Here is an 18,140-nt window from a genome sequence, read left to right as displayed (position 1 = left end):
TTTTTTAGTCATGACACGCTTTGATTTATTCACCAAGGACATTGATAGGTACTTTTAGATAGCGCGTACCGTTGTCCTCTGGCGCGGGAAAGTTCCCCGCATCAATATTCACTTGTACCGCTGGTATAATCAGACGCGGCATGTCCAAGGTCGCATCGCGGCGCTCACGCATTTGCACAAACTCTGCTTCGTTGATACTGTCTTTGACATGGATATTTTCTAATTTTTGGGCAGCAACGGTAGTCGTTGGGCAGTGCTGGCGACTCTCACGCGGATAGTCATGACACAAGTACATCACAGTATCTTCAGGGAGTGCGAGCAGTTTTTGAATAGAGCGATAGAGCGTCTTTGCGTCACCACCTGGGAAATCACAGCGAGCGGTACCCACGTCAGGCGCAAATAACGTATCGCCGACGAACACCACTGTTTTCTCATTATCAGATGCCATATAAGCCATATCAGCACGAGTATGACCTGGCACATACATGGCTGTGATTGTAATACTGCCGAGCGCTAGTGTCTCACCATCGTCCGTCAAAATATCAAACTGACTGGCATCGGTGCGGAAACTGGTATCAAAGTTAAAGATTTGCTTAAATATTTTTTGTACTTCAGTGATGTGCTGACCGATGACCAATTGTCCACCAAGGCTTTCTTTGACGTGGATAGCTGCCGATAAATGATCCGCATGAGCGTGCGTCTCAATAATGTATTTCAGCGCCCAACCGCGCTCACGTACGAACTCAATGACCTCGTCAACGCTGCTTGTGCTCGTCCTACCTGATTTTGCATCAAAGTTTAATACTGGATCAATCATGGCACATAGCTGCTGCTCGACATCAGCCAGTACATGTGTGTAGGTTTCTGTGTCTCTATCTAAGAAAGAATGAACTTGCATGGCTGCCTCTTTGTCTATTTATGAGTGTTGTGGCAATGTGGTTTTTATATTCAATTAACGCTTAAGTATGATATTGAGTCGTATATAATGATTGCTTATCATTACGATTTTTTTGTTATTACTAATATAGCAACTGCAATACATTTTATCAATTTATATAATGTAAATAATTATATCTTGCTATGTGGCGCGATATCATTGATAATCAACCCTATGTTATTGAAAATAATATGGCAGTGACTGCCCTATTATATAAGGAGCTTATTCTGGCTACTTCTATTTCATCAATGAGTACATCTACTCATAGCGCTAACCATGATACGTCCTCTGATAGCGCCGACTTTTCATCTATTGATCTTGCCAAACAAATGCAACAAGCATCGATGCAGGCCAGCCAATTACTAAAGTCGCTCTCTCATCCTGATCGCCTACTTTTACTTTGTCAGTTGACACAAGGTGAGTACTGCGTCGGTGAGCTTGAGGGGTTGGTTGGTGTTGGACAGCCAAGCTTGTCGCAGCAACTGGGTATCTTGCGTAAGGATGAGCTGGTTGCCACTCGCCGTGAGGGCAAGCAAATTTACTATCGTATCGCAAGTGATGATGCTTTAGCCGTATTAGATCTGCTTTATCAGAGATTTTGTGCCAAAACCGAATAATGCCGTACTCGCCTGACTGTTTTATACTGCTTTCTATCTTGGTGATGTATTGATATGTCTTCTATCGCTGCACGTCTGATTCCTACTTGGCTGCGCCAATACCAGCTCACAGCATTACCGACTGATCTGGTCGCAGGACTGGTGGTGGGCGTACTGGTGATACCACAAAGCCTAGGTTATGCGGTACTTGCTGGTCTGCCGCCCGTGTATGGTCTGTATTCTGCGATCGTGCCTGTACTCGTCTATGCTTGGCTGGGCTCTAGCAACGTACAAGCTGTTGGGCCTGTCGCGATCACCGCTATTATGACGGCCAGTGGTCTACTACCTTATGCTGAGCAAGGCACAGAGCAGTATGCCCTGATGGCGAGTTTATTGGCATTGATGGTAGGGGCATTGCTGTGGATTGCAGGGCGACTAAAGCTTGGCTGGATCATGCAGTTTATCAGTCGCGGCGTCTCAGCAGGTTTTGTGAGCGGCGCGGCAGTGCTTATCTTTGTCAGTCAGCTAAAGTATCTGATGGCGATACCTATCGCTGGTAGCAGCTTGGTTGGCTATTTATCTACCATGCAGCGCTATGCCAGTCAGGTGCATCCGCTGACCTTAGTGATTGGTATTATCGCGTTTGTACTTTTGGTCGCTAACCGCTATGCGAGTCAATGGGTATGGCGAACATGGCTGTCATCATCGTATGCCAAATGGGCCGAACGTTTATTTCCATTGGTTTTACTGGGTATTGCTATCGTTCTAAGTATGCTATTGCACTGGAATTCGTTAGGGGTTGCGACCATTGGTAGTATCCCGCATGGTCTACCCAGCTTTACACTACCGCATATGACCGACCTACAAGAAGCGCTCAAACTCTTGCCAACCGCAGGATTGATGGCACTAATTGTTTTTGTCTCTAGCAGTTCCGTTGCCAGTACTTACGCACGCTTGCGCGGTGAGAGCTTCGATGCCAACCATGAGCTGACGGGTCTTGGTCTTGCCAATCTATCTGGCGGACTGTTCCAGAGCTTTGCGGTCGCAGGTGGCTTTTCACGCACGGCGATCAATGCAGATTCTGGAGCAAAGACACCCCTTGCCAGCCTTGTGACGGTGCTGGTAATGATTGCCGCGCTGATTGCCTTTAGTAATGCACTTGCACCCTTGCCTTATGCGTTACTCGGTGCAACCATCATGGCCTCTATCATTGGTCTGATAGATATTGCGACTTTAAAGTCTGCTTGGCAACGCGATCGCTTGGATGGAGCTAGCTTTTTGGCAGCGTTCGTCGGTGTGCTCATATTTGGGCTAAATACGGGTTTGGTTATTGGGCTAATGGTGTCATTCGCCAGTCTCATCTGGCAATCAAGTAAGCCACATGTCGCCATCGTGGGACAGCTGGGCGGTACCGGACACTTTCGCAATATCAATCGTCACGATGTAGTGACTTTTGACAATTTATTGATGCTGCGTATCGATGAGAGTCTGTTTTTTGGCAATAGTGAATCGGTACACCGCCGTATTCTAAATGCCATGCAGCAATATCCAGCAGCGCAGGAAATTATTTTGATCATGGCCGCGGTCAATCATATTGATCTGACAGCTCAAGAGATGCTCAGTACCTTAAATAAAGAGCTTGCGCTGCAAAACAAGCGCTTACATTTTAGTTTTATTAAGGGCCCTGTCATGGATATCATCGGGCAGACCCCGCTCATTAGTGAGCTGTCAGGGCAGGTATATCTCAGTACGTTAGATGCCGTCGATGCCTTGAAAGACATTTAGCTGCGTCATTATTTTTGTACCGCGCTTTTAATCGCTACTGTCGTCTATCGTACAATATCGCTATGATAGAGCCTGTGTTATGCTAGATTGACTGAACATAGGCTAATGGTACATAAACACATATCACCCGTCGTTTCAGTCTCAACAATGCATGACCTTATTTTTATCATCTCTGCCACGAGCTCAATAATAAATATATATTAATAACGATAACTGAAGCTATTTATGACCAATGACCTAACGATTTATAAGCAAATTTATCCAAGCCAATGTATCAAAATTGCCGAGCTTGGCTATCGCTCAGTACTCAATATACGTCCAGACGCTGAGATCGAAACACAGCCTAACAGCTGTGATTTGGCAACTGCTACAAAAGAAGCAAACTTAACCTATCATCATCTACCATTCGATGATGAGCGCTTGAGTATGCTGACCGTAGAGCAGTTTGCTGAGTTTTATCATGCGATGCCAAAGCCCATATTGATGTTTTGCGGTACGGGCGCACGCGCCAAACTGCTGTATCAAAGCGCATTGATGCAGGGCTTGCTATAGTCATATTGCTCGCTTTGGCTCAATCATAAATGTATTTTACACCACCAACTCAACCAATAACAAAGGAGCTCCTATGAGCCATGAAGTTAGCTTTACCGGACAGATCACCCCTGACCAAGTCCCTATGATTGCCGAAAATGGCTTTAAAACCATTATCAACAACCGTCCTGACGGTGAAGAACCAAATCAGCCAACCAGTGCAGAGATTGAAGCTGCTGCTAAAGAAGCAGGACTTGCTTATAAAGAGATTTCATTCTCAGGTAATGGCTTGACGCAGCAGCATGTCGAAGCATTTGCAGATTTCTTTAACCAAGCTGAGCAGCCAATGCTCATCTTTTGCCGTACGGGTAACCGCTCAAACGGTATCTATGAAGCCGCCAAGCAAATGGATTTGTTAGACGACTAGCCTGTTATTAAGCTAATAAAACTTGCTAGCGCTAAAAATAAAAATGCCCATCCAGATTTTGGATGGGCATTTTTTGGGATATCATTTGAATGATAGAGATATCACGCAAGTTATAGACTGGTTAATTTTTGACATTGAGTACACAATCAAAAGTCACTGTGATCGTTGAATAGGATTTAAAAATGCAAAAACCACTACTGATTATCGGCAATAAAAACTACTCCTCTTGGTCGCTACGGGCATGGTTACTCTTAAAAGCGTTCAATGTTGACTTTGACGAGCAGCTGATTGAATTGTTTGATCCCTCAGCACGCCCAATACTTGAGGCGCATTCACCAACAGGAAAAGTCCCTGTATTGGTCTACGGTGAAGGCAATGAAAAAGTCACTGTTTGGGATACGTTAGCCATTGCGATGTATGTTAATGAGTATTTTACGGATATCAATATTTGGACAGGCATCAATAAGCCTGACACTAACGCTCAAACTGACCATCAAAATAGAATCAACAGCGCCTATTGCCAAAGCATCATTGCTGAGATGCATTCAGGATTATCAGGTATTCGTAATGAGATGCCGATGAATATCAGAGCAACTGCTAAAATACAACCGAGCAGTGCGTGCTTATCTGATATTGCTCGTATTGAGGCTACCTTTGCCGATTGCTTAAAAGGACGTTCGACGAACAGTTATTTGTTTGGACATTTCACAGCAGCTGATGTCTTTTTTGCCCCAGTGGTGTTGCGATTACAGACATATGCCAACGCCTCTGGTTTAACACTACAACCAACAACCCAGCAGTATTGCCAGACCATGCTGAATAACCCGCATATCAAGGCTTGGATTCAAGCAGCACTGCAAGAGACACGAATTATCGAAGAAGATGAAGCGGGTGAGGTTGTCTCGTTATCGGGTATATTGTCGGCTAAATAACACTTTCCACAAAAAAACCACTTTAGCCAAGCTAAAGTGGTTTTTTATTTGATAAGACTTCGAGTATAACGTTTTACTGTTTTTGCTCTAATGCCTCTTTTACTGCTTTTTTGCCCCATGCACTCAGATCGAGATCTAATTTCTCATACTCTTGCGCATCGAATAACGGCTCTTTGACGCCTGATTTTAATTGACGGGCAAAGTCATCAAGCAGACGCTTGGCACGCGGGAACAGCATAATCAAGGCCAATAAGTTGGCAAGTGCCAGTACGCCCATCAATGGATCGGCGAAGAAGAACACGCTGGTAGCTGCTGGAGCGACTGCGCCCAAGAATAAGATCGCAACCACCACAACACGCAACACGAAGGTTGCCGTTTTAGTATTCTTCTTAACCAAGAAGTTGATCGCATTTTCGCCCATGTAGTAGTTATACATGATAGAGCTTAATGCAAATAATAGTAGCGAGATGGTCAACACATACTGAGACCAATTACCCAGCTGCGTGGTGAGCGCTTGCTGCGCGAGTACGATACCATCAACTTCGGCACCTGGCTGATAAACACCGCTGAGCAAAATCATAAATGCCGTGGCACTACAGACCACGATGGTATCGATAAATACCGACAGTGACTGCGAGATACCTTGACTGACTGGATGCGTGGCATAAGCAGTGGCGGCAATGTTAGGCGCAGAACCCAAACCTGCCTCATTAGAGAACAGGCCGCGCTTCATGCCTTGCTCAATCGCCACACCGATACCGCCACCGACAACAGATTCAATACCAAATGCATTTTTGACAATCATTGCCATCAGTGCAGGCAGATCGGCGATATTCAACACGATGATAATTAGTGCCATCCCAATGTAAATCAGCGCCATTACAGGAATCACAACGTCAGCGACTTTTGCAATACGCTGGATACCACCAAAGACGATAAATCCACCCGCAATCACCAGTACCGCACCTGATATCCAGCGATCAATCCCGAAGCTTTCAAGCGCGGAACCTGCTACTGTATTACCTTGGAATGCGATAAATCCAATGGAAAAAGACAGTAGTAAAGCAATAGCATAAATGACAGCGAGCCAACGATAATCTTTACCTAAACCGTGTAAAATATAAGTTGCAGGGCCGCCGCGAAAGTTACCATCATTATCTCTGCGCTTGTAAAGCTGAGCCAAGCTACATTCAACAATACTGGTCATCATGCCGATGAGTGCCACAACCCACATCCAAAAAACTGCACCGGGACCACCTAAAGAGATTGCAACGGCAACACCAGCAATGTTACCACCGCCAACACGTCCGCCGATCGAAACGAGCAACGCCTGACGGGCAGAAATGCCGTCGTCTCCTACTTCGTCCGTCTTAAACACACGGAACATACGTTTAAAATATGTAAACTGAGCAAACCTGCCCACAATGGTAAATAATAAACCAAAAATAATTAACATAGGCACGAGTGCCCAGCCCCATGTTAGATCCCCGACTAGGGCAAAAAAAGATTCTATATATTCCATGCCTATTTTCCTTATAGTTCGTGACGCTATGATAGGTTTTATTGGGCTTATTATCGCATCTAAGACCCGTATTTGTAACGAAAATGGCGCATTTGTAACGTAGATGATGACATTTTTCAAGAGAAATTGCTTTATTCACTCATCAAAATGACTGGTTTTTAAACTTTAGGCGCTATTCTATAGAAAAATTCCTATAAAAACGCAAAAAAAAAGCCACCTCAATTAAGGTGGCTTTTTCTTCTAATATTAATTCTGATACTAAAACTTACTGCATAACCAAATATTCAAATGCTGCCAATGCTGCTTTACTACCCTCACCCATTGCAATATTAATCTGCTTAAATGGTACGGTGGTCACATCACCGCAAGCAAAAATACCTTTGCGATCGGTGCGGCAGCGCTCATCAATCTCAATCTCACCAAAGCGGTTTAAATCGACAAAGCCTTTGACAAATTCAGTGTTTGGTACGAGACCGATTTGTACAAACACACCTGATAAATCACGCTCATGTGTCTCGCCTGTGCTGCGATCTTGATAGACGATGGACGATACTTTGCCATCAGTCGCCTTGATCTCTTGCGTCGCCGCACCAGTGATGAATTCAATATTGGATTTTTCTTTGGCTTTATTGATCAATACCTGGTCTGCTTTTAACTCATCAGCGAACTCTAATACAGTGACGTGCTTAACAATGCCTGCCAGATCTAACGCAGCCTCAACGCCTGAGTTACCACCGCCGATCACTGAGATGTCTTTACCTTTGAAGAATGGACCATCACAGTGGGCACAAAACGCCACGCCTTTACCGATATTTTCTTCTTCGCCCGGTACGCCAAGCTTACGCCATTGGGCACCTGTCGCCAAGATAATACTACGAGTTTCAAACGTCTCGCCGGTATTTAGATTGATGCTGTAGTTTTCTTCTTCTGTCTCGCCGATATCTTTCACACTGACATGCTCTCTTAGCGTGATATTGTACTCAGCCAAGTGCTTAACGAAATTAGTCGACAAATCAGTACCATTGGTTAAAGGTACAGAGATCAAGTTTTCGATATCTTGCGTGTCTTTGACTTGTCCACCGATACGATCAGCGACCATGGTGACTTTTAAGCCTTTACGCGCGGTATAAATAGCTGCTGCAACGCCTGCAGGACCTGCACCAATGACAGTGACATCTTGCTGCTCTAGTTGCTCAGCATCATCTTCCACATCTGACAACAGATCAGGAAACTGCTCTTGTAATTTTCCAATCAGTTTGGCAGTATCAATCAGACCATTGGCAAATGGTTTACCGTTCAAGAATACGGCCGGTACACCTTGAATTTTGTTTACTTCTACTTGCTCTTGGAAGAGCGCACCATCGATCATCTCATTGCTGATACCATCGTTTAGTAGCGCAAATTGATTCAACGCCTGAACCACTTCTGGGCAGTTATGGCATGATAGTGACACGTAGGTCTGAAACTGTAGCGGCTTGTTAAAGCGTTTGATTAGCTTTTGGATACCTTCATCCAATTTCAGCGTATGACCACCCGCTTGCAAAATGGCTAGGATCAATGAGGTAAACTCATGACCACCAGGAATACCACTAAATACGATACCTGTATCAGCAGTCTCTCCATCAACATGACTGACTACTTTAAAACTAATCGCGCTTGGCAAACTGTCATCGATAACCTGCTCATCGAAATTGATTTTGTCAGTCGTACCCGCAATCTTGCTCAAAAAGTCAATCAATTCAGCGCGCTTATCGTGCTCACCGCTACCCAATACAAAAGTAATCGGGCGCGTCATGTTTTCGCTATATGTCTTAACTGCGTCTAATAAATTTTGATCTATCATGTTAGTTCCTCATTATGACTGAATATGTAACGGCAACTGTCATGCTGCACGCCTAAATATGAAATTCTTACACTTAATAATTTTATAAAAAACCTTGTATATATCGAGCTTTCGCTCTTGAATGACCCTATTATCAGGTGTTCGCAGTATTTGGGCAAGCTGAGAAACTCAAACTTTACGTTTTATAAAATCAATCGTTAGTAGGTTTAATTAATTAAATACAAATATACTGGTAGATAATAGCCATAGTATCTAGGCTATTTTTTCGCTACAATCGAGACGCTACAATCGAGAATAGTTCTTAAGTTAAGCCGTCTTTTTAACACCATACGCGATTGCTTATGACAAGCTTGCGTTTCATGACAAGGATGAACACATGAGAAAAACAGATACTTTCCACGATAATAGAGATATTGTTGCCGAACTGAAGCTCAAAGACAGTCATTTTGCGAGTATTTTTGATGAGCATGCCGAGCTTGATCAAAAAATCAATTATCTCGAAAAAGATCTAGTCAAGCATGCCAGCCGTGAAGAAGAAATAGAACAAATGAAACGGCGTAAATTACATCTCAAAGACGAGATTTATAAGATTATTGATAAAAATAAAGAACGATCTCGCGCCTGATATAGTCAATCTTAAATAAAACAAATACATTATATATCAAGGTGGAACTGGTCTAAATTTTCCTTGCGTGCTGTGGCTATGCTGCTCGATGCTGCGAAAAATTTATCCCAGTCCCACTGTATCGTTTTTATACTGAATTCACTATATAGTCAATCAATATTAAAAGTGGTACAAGGCAGACGAGTGCAAGTACTACAGTAGTAGGCTAAACGAGTCTAACGCTGTAACACTTTAATAGTGGTTCGAATATACTACGCCTACTACGCTTATGATCAATAAATAAGACTCATAAGATTGTAGCTAGCGTCATAAAAAAACCCCATCAACATCAGTTAATGGGGTCTTTATTTGTAGAACTGATTCACACTAAAAGTATAAAAGTCAGCGCTACTTTATCTAAGGGATGAAATAGCTATTTAGATTTTACCGACTAGGTCAAGACTTGGCTTAAGTGTATCGCCGCCTTGCTCCCAAGCTGCTGGGCAAACTTCGCCATCGTTCTCACGAACGTACTGAGCGGCTTTTACTTTACGTAGCATATCTTTTGCGCTACGGCCGATACCGCCAGCATGAATTTCTGCTACTTGGATCAGACCATCAGGATCTACTAGGAACGTACCACGCTCTGCTAAACCTGCTTCTTCAATCATGACATTGAAGCCGCGAGTGATTTTACCAGTAGGATCGCCGATCATTGGATACTGTACTTTGCCGATCGCTTCTGAAGAATCATGCCATGCTTTGTGCGTGAAATGCGTGTCAGTTGATACTGAGTATACTTCAACACCCAAACCTTTTAGCTCGTCGTAATGAGCGGCCATGTCTTCTAGTTCAGTTGGGCAAACAAAGGTAAAATCAGCTGGGTAAAATAGGAAGATCGCCCAATTGCCTTTTACGTCTTCTGAGGTGATGGTTTTGAACTCACCGTTTACATAGGCATCGGCTGAAAATTCTGGGATTGCTTGATTGATAATAGACGCCATGATTGGCTCCTCTCTTGTTAAGTAAATTAAAATTATTTATAGGGATTTTTTAACTAGCCCTTTAGCTTTCTGGGCTACCCGACAAACTATACGCGAATTCTACGGTTAATCCAGTTAAAAGTTTTTAATGTGATGTTTTGTTTTATTAAACTTGTTAAACTATGCTTTCTATATCCTATCATTGGTACATAACTGGTAATTTGCTGCCTTATAGAGGCTTACTGACAGGATAAATTACATTAAAAACCCATTAAAAGAGAGGTTTTATGATTACTTTACGACAACTTGAGTTTGCCCTAGCCGTCGCCAAACATCGTCACTTCAAACGTGCTGCCGAAGATTGTAATATTTCGCAGTCTGCCCTGAGCTTGGGTATCGCAGAATTAGAAAAACAGCTAGATACACAGATTTTTGAGCGCAATAACAAGCAAGTACTGATTACGCCTATCGGTCAAGAAATCCTCACAAGGGCACAGCGCGTGTTCTCTGAAGTGAGCGATTTGACCACACGCGCCCATAGCCATCAGACGCCGCTGGCGTATCCGATGACCGTCGGTATCATTCCCACAATTGCGCCTTACTTGCTACCAAAGGTTCTACCTGCGCTGCGTGCTCAGTATCCAGAGTTCCGCATGACGATCGTTGAGCAGCAAACCGAGCGGTTGCTTGAGCAAGTGCGCTACGGTCATATCGATACGGCTATCATTGCGCTGCCATATGCTGTAGATGGCCTGCACAGTTTTGAGTTTTGGAGTGAAGACTTCTTTGCCGTCTTCCCAAAAGACGATGTACATGCCAAGCTTGATACCATCAGCGCTGACGAGCTAGCTACTGCCAATCTTATGCTCCTTGGTGAAGGCCACTGCCTAACCGATCAGACGCTATCTGTCTGTCATTTTGACCGTGCACAGATGAAATCAAGCTTCTCGGATGCCAGTCTAAACACGCTGATTCAAATGGCGCTTGCCAACATGGGCACGACCCTAGTGCCTGAAATGGCACTCGATCAGTTGCACTTGCAAAATCAAAATGCTGTCGCTGTACCTCTAGCTGAAGAAGGACCACACCGCCATATTGCTTTTGTCACCCGCTTAAATTATGCCCGTGTCGATGATATCAGCTTGCTCGGAGAAGTATTTAATAAGGCATTTAAAGATGCGGCTAATACAAAATAAATGGCAAGTGACAAAGGTTAATTATGAATGAATTGCCACCTATAAATATGGAGCTGGGCAATCATTTTTACTTATGCTTGTCTGCTCTCAATAGTGATGTGACACCAGACGACGCACAAGCCCTCTGGCAAGATATCTCTGTGCGCTACGGTGAACCACAACGAGCTTATCATACCCTGAGTCATATTGAGCAGTTATTGGTACAGTTTGAAAGCATTAAACACCATCTAACTGCTCCGTATATCGTGGTGTTGGCACTGTATTATCATGATGTGATATACGACCCAACACGCGTAGATAATGAGCAAAAAAGCGCTGAATATGCCGTAGGCGCGTTGAGTTCTTATCTACGCCCAGAGCAGTGCCAAGACATCTACGCATTCATCATGATGACGGCCAATCATCAGGTAGATGAGTCGATAGATAGTGTTAAATACAGTGATGCGGCATATCTGCTAGATATGGATTTGAGTATTTTGGGTGCGCCTTGGTCTACCTATCAGCAGTATGCACAAGCGATACGTCAAGAATATGCACACGTCGCAGATGACAACTACCGTGATGGGCGCACTGCGGTATTACAAGGATTACTAGCGCATCCCAAACTCTATTTGACTGATTATTACTATAGCCAATTAGAAGCGCAAGCTCGGGACAATATCAAGCGCGAGCTCATTTCGCTCGCAGCTTTATAAATAACTCACTACCTTGCCGTGCTGGATGTGAATTATAGCTAGGTTCCATAATATCAATACCAAAATGGCTTTGAAAACGCTGCTGGTACTCTTCTTTAGTGCCACCAAATGGTGGTTCCTCTCGTCCAAAGTCAGTATCAAATAACAAACCAACCAGTTTGCCTTGTGGTTTTAGTAACCTTGCCATCTGCTGCACATACTCATCACGGCGCACTGGATTAATCGCACAAAAAAACGTCTGCTCCAGTATCCAATCAAATTGATACTGCTCAGCTGATAAGTTAAAAAAGTCCGCACAAATTAACTGCTCAGATGGGAAGTCGGGATAACGCGCCGCAAAGGCTTCAATCGGGGCTGGCGCAAAATCGACCAACGTGACATTGGTAAATCCTTGCTCATATAGATAGCCTACCTCGTAAGCATTACCAGCACCTGGTACGAGTATTGCCTCATCCTTGGCACTTTCGAGTAGCTGGTCAATGTAAGCTTTGAGCGGTGGTGATACTTGTCCCATATCCCAGCCAGTACTGTTTTTCTCATAGCGCTCCTGCCAAAACTCAGCTTGATTGACGTTTTCCATCTGCCATCCTTGTATATAAAATTTGATTTAAACGACACGATTTGTACCGTTATTTCTTATCATATCAGTCTTATCAACATGTGTCGCCGTTTTAAATAGGATGAAAAAAGGGAGACAAATGACTCTCACACAGTGAAAGTCATTTAGATGGGAAAGTCGCTCAAAGAATTAATGAACTCAATATATGGATCTCTCAATCCAACTGCCCTCTCTTGCCTGCCAGTATATTATGCCATTGCCGATAATCTGGCATGGCACTCGCCACCGTTTGCCAAAATGCAGGGCTATGATTGGCATGATGCAAATGGCACAGTTCATGGACGATGACGTATTCGGTGCATTCGATAGGATAGGCAGGAAGATAAACGGACAGCCAGATTCGCTTCGCGCGCGTGTTACAGCTGCCCCAGCGTGTGTGCATTTTTTTTACTCGTATCTCATTGGCGTAAGTGCCAACGATTGGCTGCCATTTCTCAAATAGCGACGGCATGACATCGGAGAGCTGCTGGCGATAGTAGGCAACTTTTTCACCATGACTTAAGGTAAGTGGCTGTACTTTACCCCATAGATAAATAGGCTGGTCAGCAGTTGTAAGGTCTGATGGTGCGCCTTGTTTGCGTTGATGCTGTTCTAGCACTTGTGGATGGTGGTTAATCGCCCAAGACACTCGCCGCGCCACCGCGTCAGCAGCTTGTGAATCACTAATATGCAGTGGTACAGAAACCATCAAGACATGCGGCTTTAAACGAAAATTGATGTTTTTGACACGCTTTTTGCTGATATGTAGCTCAATATCTGCCTGTGCGAGCTGCTGTCTAATAGCATCTAAACGGATTTCCAAGCTAATGTTTTATCTCCTCAATGACAGTAACTGTGCCAATGGCTACGTATTATAACGCTTGCAAATGGTTATCAAAGGACATCATATGCAACTGGCTGTCTGTACTAATATGCTTATCATCTTTACCATTCAATTTTGAATCTGACGAAACACTCACTCTTAACGCGGTCAATTGCCCTTGCCCATCACTCACAATAAATCCTGATGACTCGATAGGATCGTCGACTTTGTTCGTTGATCTATTGGCACTGGATAAGACGGATGCCCCTGCACAATCTGGCAAGCTCACATCATCAATCAACTTTCGAGTATGTAAGTCATAAATTGCCGCACAGCCACCAATCGGAGTGGTCACACAAAGCAAATTACGGTCGCTATCAACGGCGACGCTCGCAATATATTGATGAAAGCGTTGCCATTGATTGTTTGGCATAGTCAGTGGCGTAAAGCTAACATCACCGCGCTGGTGAGTCAGTACTAACGGTACATTGATATGCTTTTCGCCTTGGAACTGAATACCGATCATGACAGTGCCATCATTGTGCATCGCTAAATGACGTATGCTCATCTGATTGTGCTCAGGCACCACTTGCTCAAGCAGTGTGCCATCATGACGATTGAGGTAGACTAGCGATGGTCGCATAGTATCTAAATTTAGCTCTTCACGTGAGGCCTGCTCAGTCTTAATGCCACCGTTTGCAATGACTAATGTCTCTCCATCGGGATGCATAATCAGCTCATGCGGGCCGATGCCATAAGAGTTAAATTCTGCTACTTTTTTATAAGCGTCGTTAGTATCATAAACACCGATTTTACCTGCCAGACTGACGGTGTCATTTTCAGTCACATACAGCAGCTCACCATCTAAGCTATAGCAAGCATGACCATAAAAGTGACGATGTAAATCCGCTTTGATCGCATGTTGTACTTGTCCATTTGAGGCATCAAGCACCCAGAATTTTTCACTTGGACGACGACCCATGACGACGACATCGCGCCTTTGGTCGACATTGCTATCCTGAACTTGAGATTCAGATACATTTGTAGGCTGAACAACGATGTCATGGACACGCTCAGGCATGGTCGTCTGCCAAACGATTTGTCTATCGGCATCAATACCTACCACGCCAAAGTCATGCTCATTTTGATTCAATGACGCGTTATTTTTTGGCATAGAGGCAACGCCGCTGACCCAGCGAACAGGCCGTGCGAGCATGGTCGTCGTATGCACAGCAGTAAGATCAAGCACGTTACTCTCATCATCTATCGCTTGATGATAAGCCTGCTGCCATGTCACCGCTGCTTGCTGACAAGCATAGCGAAAGCTTTTAAGGTTTGGCGTTGACCCAACGCCCGACTGTAATGCTTGTAACTGCGCTCGCATACCCGCCACATAATCTTGTAAACTGGCATCAGGATGCTGCTGCTTACGATAATGATGGTGAATACCGACCAGAGCCGCGGTGCCGACTGCCGTGAGCATTGACGTCGTCAAAAGCTCACGGCTTATTGAACTGGCTTTTGGCTCATCTGATCTGTCATGACGCTCATCTTCTGACATCGTATTGCCTTTAGTAATAAACATCCCTTAATCGCCATCGGTGCTATTAAAGCCTACGCGGATACCGAGTGTTGGAATCAGCTCGCGTTTAATCAAGCGAGTGACGGTAGTGAGATGGTCATATAACGCTTGTTGATCGTCTTTGTCTGCGGCTGATAAATCTTCTGGCATTTGTGCCAATAAAGTGGTCGTTTCAGCCAATGCCGTCGATAGATTATTAGCGACTGTGCTCTCATCATTGCTATTAAGTATCGCCGTCAATACGGGATCTGTCATGGCTTTATTGATGGCATCTAGTTTTGCATTGATAATAGCGCGGCTTTGACCAGCCGTAGCCGCTGGCAAATGACCTTTTGCTTTACCCGTCAGACCGAGCGGCTGGTCAATAGCATTAGACTTCATGGTCTCAACTAATGACAATAGCGAGTTAAACCATTGGTTCAAGCCTTGATCGCTCTCAGCAGACTTGTCTATCGCCAATAACTCAGTCGCGTTTTGCTGCCAGTTTTTCTCGATGTCCTTTAGGCGTGTGCTCAAGGCACCACTGGCGCTAATGACGTAGGCGCATTGACCAGCATTTAAGCTCTCATTGGCAAACAAGGCTTCTTCTAGTCCTGGTACACCTTGTACGATAGCGCTTTCGCCCGCGAACTGCTCTGGCGTGAGTGTTGGATTGGCAGCAATCAAATCAGACACACCGCTATGTACCAAGCCGCGCTCATCAGGATAATAGTTGATGTACAGATTGCTCATGCTGGCAGTCGCAGGACCGAAATTAATCATCTCAGCACTCGACCACGCTTGTGCCAATACTAACCACTGCGCGCGTAATGCCTGTAGCTCAGCGCCGCTGACGGGTGCTTGCTGACAATGTCTCTGCGCCAATTCATTTAATAGATCACTTTGCTTTGCGGCATTAGCATACGCAGGAAGGACAATGTCCTCTGCCACATGCGTCAAATACGTTTTTTGAGTCTCAGGGCTGATATCTACCGCAACGATCTGCTCAGTGCTTTCCTTGCTGCTTTCTGCTGAGCTGTCAGTAGCTGTATTGTCTTTTGCAACTTCTTGACTATCCACTTCTGCAGATTTGTTGTCGTCGGCAGGTTTAACACAGCTAATCAGCAGACCGGCACTCAATGCAGATAGCGCCATCGCCAAAGCGTGATTTATTTTCATAGATTTCTCGGTAATGTTATAGGTAATAATTTATAGCGTTTTTATGCTGATTTTATAATAGTGACTGTATTACAGTGACCTTATTATAGCGACTTTAAGAACGCATTTAGCTCGGCGCGACCTTGCTTGTCTAATTTCAATACTTGTTGCTGTTGCTTTTCGGCTTCTCCGCCGTGCCAAAGAACCGCTTCCATCAGCGTACGAGCGCGTCCATCATGCAAAAACGTCGCTTGTGGATCAACCGTTTGCGCAAGTCCCACGCCCCAAAGTGCGGGCGTGCGCCATTCATAAGAATTGGCTAAAAACTCAACTTGAGCGTCTTTGGATGGTAGCTTACCCGCGATAGTACGATCAGCAAGGTCATCTCCCATGTCATGTAGCAATAAATCGGTGTAAGGATAAATCACTTGTCTATGCTGCTCAAGATGATCGTCGTCAGTTTTTGGCAGCTGATATCTTGGTGTATGGCAGCTTTGACAGCCCATGTCATAAAAACGCTTTTTACCCGCCAGCACAAGCTTATCATCCGCATTACGGCGGTGCGGCACTGCCAAATTACGGGTATAAAACTCCACAAACTTGGCAACATCGTCGTTCACTTCAACGGGCGGTTTGCCATTGCCTTGCTCATCAACACCTGTTGTCGCATTTAAGCAGACGGTCTGGGTCGGCATGCAGGACTCATGAGGACGAATATTTGATGTCAAACCCATGTCTTCGTTAAAAGCACTTTGATTTTGGGTAATCAGTTTGGTTTGACCGGCTTTCCAGCCAAAACGTCCAAGCGCACGTTTGCCAGTCTGTGGATCCATCACCCAATTGAACTTACCACTGATGTCGCTATTACCCTTATGGCTTGCTTGTTTTTTAATATCATCCTCAGGTATTTGCTCTAGCAGCCCAAGCCCAATCATAGGCAGTGCCACTCGTGGTGATACCATCATCGCCTCATCAAAAGCGCCATAACCGGGGTTGGTCAGATTAAAGGTTGGCGCACGTAGCGTCTCAATATGCCCATCAGCGAAAGTGACTGGCTTATCTGTCCACTGTACTGCAATTCTGGCCTCAGCAGGGACACCTTGGATACCCCGATCTTGCAATTGTCCACCATACATAGGGTGAACGACCTTTTCAATCAGCGAGTCCTGTAACTGCTGACGCTGCTCATCCGTCGTTGCTGGCATAGAGAGACGAAGCAATAAACTGTCCGCATCATCATCGGCAGTCATGGGCGCATGACCACGGCCGTCTTTGATATGGCAAGATTGACAAGCCGCCACATTGAATAGCGCACCAAGCCCATCTCGACTGTCGGTACTGGCAGGAGCGACGACCCAAGGCTGCTTAAAGAATGCATTACCGATAAAAAACGAACCCTTACGCGACGCTGTCAGGTTCGATGAAGGCTTAGAGTAGCTTTCAGCACTGGTAATACTGATACCAGAGTCCCCACCCTGCTTGATCTCTTGCGGATCAAAACTGACCAGTTGCTGCATCGGCACGCCAGCCAGTGCTTCGATGTTATCCACACGCTCAGAGGTGAGCGGATGCTCGTCTTCACTGGCATTTGCGGCATGCTCACTATTTGAGGCGTCGTTAGACACGCTATCGGCTGGCTGACAAGCGCTTAGCGCCGCTGCACCCATCATAAGCAGTGCAAGCTTGGATGGCAAATTTTGTATTATGGCAGAAGGAAGAAGAAAAACAGAATACTTTGGATAGATGGCTTTCATAAACATCAAGCGCCTTAGTTTTGAGAGTAGAATCATCAAGTCGATATCGATCACGTTGTCATTGGTATCGATAGTCTGGTTCAGAATATAGCCTTATTGGCCTATTTTGAAACGGATAAATAGACGTTGCCAACCATCGTTGATAACGTCTATTTACCCAACTGATCATTTTATCAAGGTACGTCTTATACAGAT

The 18,140-nt window shown here is 44.7% G+C and carries 17 protein-coding genes; 8 read left to right on the top strand and 9 right to left on the bottom strand.

Translation table 11 applies throughout. From position 1 onward, the window contains the following. Nucleotides 1-25: 25 nt before the first annotated feature. Nucleotides 26-898 carry an MBL fold metallo-hydrolase gene (locus tag PSBA01_RS07445; RefSeq protein WP_186473676.1) on the bottom strand — a complete coding sequence of 291 codons (873 nt, stop codon included), beginning with the start codon at nucleotides 896-898 and terminating at the stop codon, nucleotides 26-28. A 230-nt stretch (nucleotides 899-1,128) separates the two neighbouring features. On the opposite strand from PSBA01_RS07445, the gene PSBA01_RS07440 reads away from it, so the two are divergent. The 5 genes from PSBA01_RS07440 (at nucleotide 1,129) to PSBA01_RS07420 (ending at nucleotide 5,208) form a co-directional block, all read left to right on the top strand. Continuing rightward, nucleotides 1,129-1,554 carry an ArsR/SmtB family transcription factor gene (locus PSBA01_RS07440; protein ID WP_228724536.1) on the top strand — a complete coding sequence of 142 codons (426 nt, stop codon included), beginning with the start codon at nucleotides 1,129-1,131 and terminating at the stop codon, nucleotides 1,552-1,554. A 54-nt stretch (nucleotides 1,555-1,608) separates the two neighbouring features. Further along, nucleotides 1,609-3,318, top strand: coding sequence for a SulP family inorganic anion transporter (locus PSBA01_RS07435; protein WP_186473674.1), 1,710 nt, complete (start codon nucleotides 1,609-1,611; stop codon nucleotides 3,316-3,318). Between the two features lie 225 nt (nucleotides 3,319-3,543). Then, a complete protein-coding gene (locus tag PSBA01_RS07430; RefSeq protein WP_093069340.1) occupies nucleotides 3,544-3,870 on the top strand; it encodes a beta-lactamase hydrolase domain-containing protein in 327 nt (108 codons plus the stop codon). Between the two features lie 73 nt (nucleotides 3,871-3,943). After that, entirely contained in the window at nucleotides 3,944-4,276 is a 333-nt protein-coding gene (locus PSBA01_RS07425) for a TIGR01244 family sulfur transferase (protein WP_071003008.1), read from the top strand. A 182-nt stretch (nucleotides 4,277-4,458) separates the two neighbouring features. Next, nucleotides 4,459-5,208: a glutathione S-transferase family protein gene (locus PSBA01_RS07420; RefSeq protein ID WP_186473672.1), complete on the top strand. Its 750-nt coding sequence runs from the start codon at nucleotides 4,459-4,461 to the stop codon at nucleotides 5,206-5,208. Between the two features lie 73 nt (nucleotides 5,209-5,281). Here the strand turns inward: PSBA01_RS07420 and PSBA01_RS07415 are convergent, their stop codons facing one another. Both PSBA01_RS07415 and ahpF read right to left on the bottom strand, forming a co-directional pair. After that, nucleotides 5,282-6,730, bottom strand: a complete 1,449-nt coding sequence (locus PSBA01_RS07415; RefSeq protein ID WP_186473670.1) for an alanine/glycine:cation symporter family protein — start codon at nucleotides 6,728-6,730, stop codon at nucleotides 5,282-5,284. 265 nt (nucleotides 6,731-6,995) lie between these two features. Further along, on the bottom strand, nucleotides 6,996-8,573 hold the full coding sequence (gene ahpF / locus PSBA01_RS07410) for an alkyl hydroperoxide reductase subunit F (RefSeq protein WP_186473668.1): 1,578 nt from the start codon (nucleotides 8,571-8,573) through the stop codon (nucleotides 6,996-6,998). A gap of 376 nt (nucleotides 8,574-8,949) precedes the next feature. Between ahpF and PSBA01_RS07405 the strand changes: the two genes are divergently transcribed. After that, the gene (locus tag PSBA01_RS07405; protein WP_186473667.1) at nucleotides 8,950-9,198 is read left to right on the top strand and encodes a YdcH family protein; all 249 of its coding nucleotides are present in this window, start codon (nucleotides 8,950-8,952) and stop codon (nucleotides 9,196-9,198) included. A gap of 416 nt (nucleotides 9,199-9,614) precedes the next feature. Here PSBA01_RS07405 and ahpC read toward each other — a convergent pair whose 3' ends face one another. Next, nucleotides 9,615-10,181, bottom strand: coding sequence for an alkyl hydroperoxide reductase subunit C (gene ahpC / locus PSBA01_RS07400; RefSeq protein ID WP_058025494.1), 567 nt, complete (start codon nucleotides 10,179-10,181; stop codon nucleotides 9,615-9,617). Between the two features lie 266 nt (nucleotides 10,182-10,447). Here ahpC and PSBA01_RS07395 point away from each other — a divergent pair, with 266 nt between their 5' ends. Then, nucleotides 10,448-11,356, top strand: coding sequence for a hydrogen peroxide-inducible genes activator (locus PSBA01_RS07395; protein ID WP_058025493.1), 909 nt, complete (start codon nucleotides 10,448-10,450; stop codon nucleotides 11,354-11,356). Nucleotides 11,357-11,379: 23 nt separating this feature from the next. Then, nucleotides 11,380-12,051, top strand: a complete 672-nt coding sequence (locus PSBA01_RS07390; protein ID WP_186473666.1) for a hypothetical protein — start codon at nucleotides 11,380-11,382, stop codon at nucleotides 12,049-12,051. Here PSBA01_RS07390 and PSBA01_RS07385 read toward each other — a convergent pair. The 5 genes from PSBA01_RS07385 to PSBA01_RS07365 form a co-directional block, all read right to left on the bottom strand. Next, complete coding sequence (locus PSBA01_RS07385) at nucleotides 12,029-12,631, bottom strand: methyltransferase domain-containing protein (RefSeq protein WP_186473665.1); 603 nt, start codon at nucleotides 12,629-12,631, stop codon at nucleotides 12,029-12,031. The genes PSBA01_RS07390 and PSBA01_RS07385 overlap by 23 nt on opposite strands. A gap of 193 nt (nucleotides 12,632-12,824) precedes the next feature. After that, nucleotides 12,825-13,472 (bottom strand): M48 family metallopeptidase, encoded by a 648-nt coding sequence (locus tag PSBA01_RS07380; RefSeq protein ID WP_228724535.1) that lies wholly within the window; start codon nucleotides 13,470-13,472, stop codon nucleotides 12,825-12,827. 49 nt (nucleotides 13,473-13,521) lie between these two features. Then, on the bottom strand, nucleotides 13,522-15,057 hold the full coding sequence (locus PSBA01_RS07375) for a DUF1513 domain-containing protein (protein ID WP_186473664.1): 1,536 nt from the start codon (nucleotides 15,055-15,057) through the stop codon (nucleotides 13,522-13,524). A 3-nt stretch (nucleotides 15,058-15,060) separates the two neighbouring features. Further along, nucleotides 15,061-16,212, bottom strand: coding sequence for an imelysin family protein (locus tag PSBA01_RS07370; protein WP_071002999.1), 1,152 nt, complete (start codon nucleotides 16,210-16,212; stop codon nucleotides 15,061-15,063). A gap of 83 nt (nucleotides 16,213-16,295) precedes the next feature. Further along, a complete protein-coding gene (locus PSBA01_RS07365) occupies nucleotides 16,296-17,945 on the bottom strand; it encodes a di-heme oxidoredictase family protein (protein WP_071003764.1) in 1,650 nt (549 codons plus the stop codon). Nucleotides 17,946-18,140: the final 195 nt, after the last annotated feature.

It is taken from the genome of Psychrobacter sp. KCTC 72983, from assembly GCF_014280455.1.
Classification (GTDB): Bacteria; Pseudomonadota; Gammaproteobacteria; order Pseudomonadales; family Moraxellaceae; genus Psychrobacter; species Psychrobacter pacificensis.
Note: the sequence above shows the minus strand (reverse complement) of the source record. Positions and strands in the feature narration are given on the sequence as shown.

Coding starts and splice junctions, on each gene's coding strand:
- PSBA01_RS07405 (WP_186473667.1), top strand. CDS start 8,950: ATGAGAAAAACAGATACTTTCCACGATAATAGAGATATTGTTGCCGAA.
- PSBA01_RS07385 (WP_186473665.1), bottom strand. CDS start 12,631: ATGGAAAACGTCAATCAAGCTGAGTTTTGGCAGGAGCGCTATGAGAAA.
- PSBA01_RS07420 (WP_186473672.1), top strand. CDS start 4,459: ATGCAAAAACCACTACTGATTATCGGCAATAAAAACTACTCCTCTTGG.
- PSBA01_RS07390 (WP_186473666.1), top strand. CDS start 11,380: ATGAATGAATTGCCACCTATAAATATGGAGCTGGGCAATCATTTTTAC.
- ahpF (WP_186473668.1), bottom strand. CDS start 8,573: ATGATAGATCAAAATTTATTAGACGCAGTTAAGACATATAGCGAAAAC.
- PSBA01_RS07430 (WP_093069340.1), top strand. CDS start 3,544: ATGACCAATGACCTAACGATTTATAAGCAAATTTATCCAAGCCAATGT.
- PSBA01_RS07425 (WP_071003008.1), top strand. CDS start 3,944: ATGAGCCATGAAGTTAGCTTTACCGGACAGATCACCCCTGACCAAGTC.
- PSBA01_RS07440 (WP_228724536.1), top strand. CDS start 1,129: ATGGCAGTGACTGCCCTATTATATAAGGAGCTTATTCTGGCTACTTCT.
- PSBA01_RS07375 (WP_186473664.1), bottom strand. CDS start 15,057: ATGTTTATTACTAAAGGCAATACGATGTCAGAAGATGAGCGTCATGAC.
- PSBA01_RS07445 (WP_186473676.1), bottom strand. CDS start 898: ATGCAAGTTCATTCTTTCTTAGATAGAGACACAGAAACCTACACACAT.
- ahpC (WP_058025494.1), bottom strand. CDS start 10,181: ATGGCGTCTATTATCAATCAAGCAATCCCAGAATTTTCAGCCGATGCC.
- PSBA01_RS07415 (WP_186473670.1), bottom strand. CDS start 6,730: ATGGAATATATAGAATCTTTTTTTGCCCTAGTCGGGGATCTAACATGG.
- PSBA01_RS07395 (WP_058025493.1), top strand. CDS start 10,448: ATGATTACTTTACGACAACTTGAGTTTGCCCTAGCCGTCGCCAAACAT.
- PSBA01_RS07365 (WP_071003764.1), bottom strand. CDS start 17,945: ATGAAAGCCATCTATCCAAAGTATTCTGTTTTTCTTCTTCCTTCTGCC.
- PSBA01_RS07370 (WP_071002999.1), bottom strand. CDS start 16,212: ATGAAAATAAATCACGCTTTGGCGATGGCGCTATCTGCATTGAGTGCC.
- PSBA01_RS07435 (WP_186473674.1), top strand. CDS start 1,609: ATGTCTTCTATCGCTGCACGTCTGATTCCTACTTGGCTGCGCCAATAC.